Origin of the sequence: Psychrobacter sp. AOP7-B1-24 (assembly GCF_052376215.1) — a bacterium.
In the GTDB taxonomy this organism is placed as follows: Bacteria; Pseudomonadota; Gammaproteobacteria; order Pseudomonadales; family Moraxellaceae; genus Psychrobacter.
The window spans coordinates 1-5,530 of the sequence record NZ_JBQSVL010000116.1; the positions used below are offsets into that span (position 1 = coordinate 1).

The window sequence follows — 5,530 nt, forward strand, 5'->3', positions numbered from 1 at the left end:
TAAAATAAAGAAAGATAAGTTTTAATATATAAACTCTTTGAAGTTCGTGAACTACGCATTTCCTTGCAGAATTTCCGTTTCACTACGAAGGTCGTCGTATTCAAAAACACCATAACCGTTGTCCTGACTTTTGAAAACAATTTTACCTTCTTCTAACCAGTTCAAGACATTTTTAGCATCATCAACAATCTCGGGATACAACTTATCTAAGATACTATCTATATTACGGTTTAATTTCGAAGTTTCGTAGTCTACTAGGCAAAACCCATATTTAATTCCTAGCTTGCCGAGAAAACCATAACCCTTGCAATATAACTCATACATCACCCAAATCGCATTACTACAATTTCCATCTCTATCAATAATTGAGTTTAGATACTCTGTTATTCGGTCAGTTTCAAATTTATAAAAATGGACGTATTTCGCAAAACTATCATAAAAACGGTAATAAAAATTATCTTCAAAACTATAATCAAACGAAATCAATTCAAGATATAAATCAGGGTTGCTAGATTCCAATACATTATCTTCATACAACCATAGCTCAAATGATTGCATGCTCATTTTTTGTGTTAACACTTTATGAAAATTTTGTTCAGCTATAGATGGAATCATATTGGTGCCTTGCTAGCTCCTAAGATAAACTCTATTTAAACGCCACCACAGACACAAAGTTCAAAAACTGAAACCATGTGAGATGACGTTTAAAACCAACATCACTCAAGCGTGCATGATGCTCATCCAAGGTATCAGTGATAAGGACATTCTCTAATGCATTACGTTTGCCACTAATTTCCATTTCGGTATAACCATTGGCGCGTTTAAAGTCATAATAACGCTCTACTAACCACGCATCATACTGCTCATCAAATGCGTGGGTTTTTTCAGTCAGGACCAGTATGCCGCCTTCATTTAATGCTGCATAAATCTTCTCTAATACCGCTATTCTATCGGCCGCCGGTAAAAACTGTAGCGTTAAATTCAAAATCACCATATCGCACGGTTCAAGCTCCACATCGCGGATGTCTGCCGTGATCACTTCGATATCGTGTTCAGGATAATTCTCACTAAGTAACGTGGTCGCCTCTGTCGTCATCGCTGGTGAGATATCAATAGCTTTGATTTGCAAATCTTGTGGCTCAAACTCGCCTGCCAGCGTCATACTGGCCGCACCAAGCGAGCAACCCAAATCATAAATACGGCTGACACGTTGTCCATTATCACCTTGCTGACGATACTTGCAATGACGGCGGGCAAATATCGGCAGCATTGCTAGCACTTGACCATAACCGGGCACACTACGGCGAATCATATCAGGGAAACAAGCCACCACTTGCTCATCAAATGAAAAGCGCGACGCTTTATCCAGTGGTGTGGTAAAGGGTTTGTCAAATAAGGTGTCATGTTTAATAGCAGGCTTGGGTTGGCTCATGGGGCGGCTCATTTTTAGATGATAGAACTTAAATTAGGAAACACTTGATAATGTTGCGTATCATTATTGATTCAAAACCAATTAACATAGCAAAAACTCATTATAACATTACTGTTTGTTACTTATCGCCTTTGGCTTGCCTGCTAAGCTGATTAGATAGTGCTAAAGGTCAAAATCAATGGAAATAGTTAGTCATTGAACAATCATTAAAAAACGATAACATCACAGTCAAATACAGCACTTAACTCATATTTATAATAATAGGAAAAATTATGCAAACGATCGTATTAGGCGGTGGCTGCTTTTGGTGCACCGAGTCCGTATTTTTATCGGTAAAAGGCGTGCAATCTGTCGTCTCAGGTTACATGGGTGGTGACGCTGTCTCTGCTAATTACGAAGATGTCTGTAGCGGAACGACTGGACACGTTGAAGTTATTAAAGTCGAGTTTGATGACTCTATCGTTCCATTAGAAGTGATACTAGATGCCTTTTTTGTCACTCATGATCCAACGACCAAAGACCGTCAAGGCAATGACGTGGGCAGCCAATACCGTAGTGTGGTGTTCTACACAAACGACGACCAAAAGCCAATAGTTGACCGTACGATCAATAAATTACGCGACATGGGCGTGAACGTGGTCACAGAAGTTCATCCCGCCGTTGATTTCTATAAAGCTGAAGAGGTACATCAAAACTTCTTTAATAGAAACCCAGGCCAAGGATATTGTAACTTTGCCATACCGCCAAAGCTCGCAAAATTACGCAAAGAATTTAGTCAGTATATGGTTGATTAAATACTAAAAGCTGTCTTATCCACTTTGAAAGCCGAGGGTTCATACTCTTGGCTTTTTTGTTGCATTTAGCGGTATGATAGCGATCAATAATATATAACGGTGATGTTTTAGGAATAACCATATGAATCCCAAATTTTGGCAAACACGTTGGCAAGAAGGTCGTATTGGCTTTAACCAGTCTGAGGTAAATCCATTCTTAATAAAACATTTTTCAGCCTTAAAGCTACCTGTTGGCAATCGGGTTTTAGTGCCTTTGTGCGGTAAGTCAATTGATATGCTGTGGTTATCAGCGCAAGGCTACGATGTAGTTGGAGTTGAATTGGTCGAGACAGCCGTACAAGCATTCTTTGCCGAGCAAAATATTGTACCCACCATACATCAGCATTTAAAAAATCCAGCGATTAGATACTATCAAGGTCAATTGTCGGGACAAACCATTACCTTATGGGTTGCTGATATTTTTGGCCTGACAGCTGATGATATTGGTCGTGTTGACGCGGTCTACGATAAAGCCGCATTGATTGCCCTGCCAGCCGATATGCGGGCGAAGTATAGCGAGCAGATACGTGAAATTAGTGGCAAAACTTCACAATTATTAATCACGTTGAATTATGACCAAAGTAAAAGAAATGGCCCACCCTTCTCAATTAATAATGAGCAAATACAACAATATTATGGCGAGTATTATCAAATCAGCGAACTCGCCAACGAACTGACTTCGATAGGATCGACACCTGAATTAACGGTAACAGAGCATGTCTCGCTGTTAAACCATAACTAAAATGCTGAGCGCAGCGATTGAGTAACTATTAAAAAATAACGGAGCGTTCCAATGAAAATTTTAATAAGTATGATAAGTTTAATAGCATTTTTGCTAGTAGCACTACCAGCACCGCTTTATAGGTTTGGCATTGTAGAGTTAGAAACTGCCTTTACAGGCTTTAAATTTGGGTTGTTTGTTGGTATTGCGGCTCTCGTACTATTGGCGATTCAAGTTATATTTAAACGTAAAACGGTCAGCCTTGTCAGCGCAGCAATAGCCGTTATATTTTCTGCGATTGCTATCGCCCTTCCATTTGGCATGATGACTACCGCCAAAAATGTACCGCCAATTCACGATATTTCAACCGATTTGGTAAATCCACCTAAGTTTGTCGCGATTGCACCCCTACGTGCAGATGCGCCAAATCCAGTAGAGTACGCAGGCGCAGAAGCAGCAGAGCAACAACGCACGGCCTACCCTGATCTACAGACATTGACCTACTCTCAATCAACCTCTGAATTAGTCGAAGCATCCAAACAAGCCATTGCAAATTTAGGTTGGGAGCTTATCAATACTGATGCTGACAAAGGCATCATCGAAGCTACCGATACCTCTACTTGGTTTGGTTTCAAAGATGATGTGGTGATTCGTGTGACGGATAATAACAGCGAACGTTTGGTTGATATCCGTAGTAAATCACGTGTTGGCAAGAGCGATTTGGGTAAAAATGCAGCGCGCATTCATACGTTGGTTGATGAGTTGGATGGAGTTTTGGGGAAGTAGTTAGATGTGAATAGAGCATAAATGCCTGCCGCTATTCTAATTTTATTACTCCATTCATCGCAAAATATCTATTGGAACCCCTCTTCTAATATTGCGCCACCGTCAATTTATAGTAACCATTCATAATCTTAGTCCTGCGATACCTTTTCTTTACTGTTTAGATTGGTTACTCTAGGTGCATACTACTTTTACCTACTTTATTTTACTTCTTAATGACTGTTTCGATGTTTATAGGACATTTCCATGCGTTTGACTTCACTTTCTCATTTATCGCTACTTAGCATCGCTGTTGGGCTGAGTTTTTCTAGCACCGCCCAAGCTGCCCGACCAGAAGCGCCAAACTTATCTAATGCTAAATTCCAACAGTGCCTAGATGGGCTAAAAAACTCTAGCAAATTCCGTGGCGTGGACAGTTTTACTTTTAACAACTACCGTCCTAGCCAGCCTGATCCTAGCGTGATTCAGTCTCTTAACTATCAGCCTGAGTTTCAAAAAGACGTTTGGGATTATCTATCTGCGTTAGTGGACAAAGAGCGTGTCGAAGATGGTATCCGTGCCAAACGTCAGTGGAGCGACACCCTACGCCAAATCGAGTCACGCTACGGCGTAAAAGCTGAACACGTACTAGGTGTGTGGGGCGTTGAATCTAACTTCGGTCAGACCTTGGGGAAAAAGCCTTTGTTCGAATCTTTAGCGACACTGTCATGCTTTGATCGTCGCCAAAGCTACTTCCAAGGCGAGTATGCCAATGCCTTAAAAATTGTCCAGAATGGTGATATCGCGCCAAGTGATATGACAGGTTCATGGGCAGGTGCCTTTGGACAGACTCAGTTTATGCCAAGTACATTTTTAGAGTTGGCTGTGGATTTTGATGGTGATGGTCGTCGTGATTTGGTCAACAATGTCCCTGACGCATTAGCCTCTACGGCTAACTTTTTGAAAAATCGTGGCTATCGCTCAGGTGAACCATGGGGTTATGAAGTTAAACTGCCTGATGGCTACTGGGCAGCTTCAAGCCGTAAAAATAAAAAATCGATGAGCCATTGGCGTAATCAAGGTTTAACACTTGCGAATGGTAGCTCTTTACCATCTGATTTAAGCAGCGCAGGTTTATTATTACCTGCTGGTATTGAAGGCCCTGCATTCCTAGTCGGTAAAAACTTCGACACGTTTTATTCATACAACGCATCAGAAAATTATGCGTTGGCAATCGCTCATTTAGCAGACCTAATCACCCGCGAAGACAGTAGCAAAACCGACTTTGTCACGGCATGGCCAACGGATGATCCAGGTATCAGTCGCCAACAAGCAAAAGACATTCAACAGGCACTATTAAATGCTGGTTACGATATTGGCGGTGTCGATGGCATTATTGGTGACAATACTCGTACCGCTATTCAGCAATACCAATCTAGTAAAGGTATCTTCCCAGCCGATGGACGTGCAGGACAGAAATTCTATCAAGCTATTATAGGCAACACCGCGCCTGCTCGCTCACAATATGGTAATCAGTATAACCAGCCAGCAAATAGCCAACCGTTAAACCCTGCCTCTGCCGATCGTATGGGGCAACTGATTCAACAGCAAACAGCCACACCTAACAGCACCTATTCTGCGCAACCAGCTACTCAATCATCGATATCTGGTAATGTTCGTTATCGCCGCATTACCAACGCCGATGGTAGTATCCAGCTAATACGTGTTGATGAAGGTTTATAATAAAAAGTAAGCTTAGTAACATTGAAAGGCGAATAACAG

At 41.4% G+C, this 5,530-nt stretch carries 6 protein-coding genes; 4 read left to right on the plus strand and 2 right to left on the minus strand.

Annotation, left to right across the window (positions count from 1 at the left end; translation table 11 throughout):
• Positions 1 to 51: 51 nt before the first annotated feature.
• Positions 52 to 615, minus strand: a complete 564-nt coding sequence (locus ACT3QP_RS13955) for a hypothetical protein (protein ID WP_444525920.1) — start codon at positions 613 to 615, stop codon at positions 52 to 54.
• 31 nt (positions 616 to 646) lie between these two features.
• A complete protein-coding gene (gene cmoA, locus ACT3QP_RS13960; RefSeq protein WP_444525921.1) occupies positions 647 to 1,444 on the minus strand; it encodes a carboxy-S-adenosyl-L-methionine synthase CmoA in 798 nt (265 codons plus the stop codon).
• Positions 1,445 to 1,704: 260 nt separating this feature from the next.
• Between cmoA and msrA the strand changes: the two genes are divergently transcribed.
• From msrA to ACT3QP_RS13980, 4 genes are all read left to right on the plus strand, one after another.
• Positions 1,705 to 2,226, plus strand: coding sequence for a peptide-methionine (S)-S-oxide reductase MsrA (gene msrA / locus ACT3QP_RS13965; protein WP_444525922.1), 522 nt, complete (start codon positions 1,705 to 1,707; stop codon positions 2,224 to 2,226).
• A gap of 121 nt (positions 2,227 to 2,347) precedes the next feature.
• Positions 2,348 to 3,007 (plus strand): thiopurine S-methyltransferase, encoded by a 660-nt coding sequence (gene tmpT / locus ACT3QP_RS13970; RefSeq protein ID WP_444525923.1) that lies wholly within the window; start codon positions 2,348 to 2,350, stop codon positions 3,005 to 3,007.
• A 51-nt stretch (positions 3,008 to 3,058) separates the two neighbouring features.
• Positions 3,059 to 3,772 carry a DUF1499 domain-containing protein gene (locus tag ACT3QP_RS13975; protein WP_444525924.1) on the plus strand — a complete coding sequence of 238 codons (714 nt, stop codon included), beginning with the start codon at positions 3,059 to 3,061 and terminating at the stop codon, positions 3,770 to 3,772.
• A 243-nt stretch (positions 3,773 to 4,015) separates the two neighbouring features.
• Entirely contained in the window at positions 4,016 to 5,491 is a 1,476-nt protein-coding gene (locus ACT3QP_RS13980) for a lytic murein transglycosylase (RefSeq protein ID WP_444525925.1), read from the plus strand.
• Positions 5,492 to 5,530: the final 39 nt, after the last annotated feature.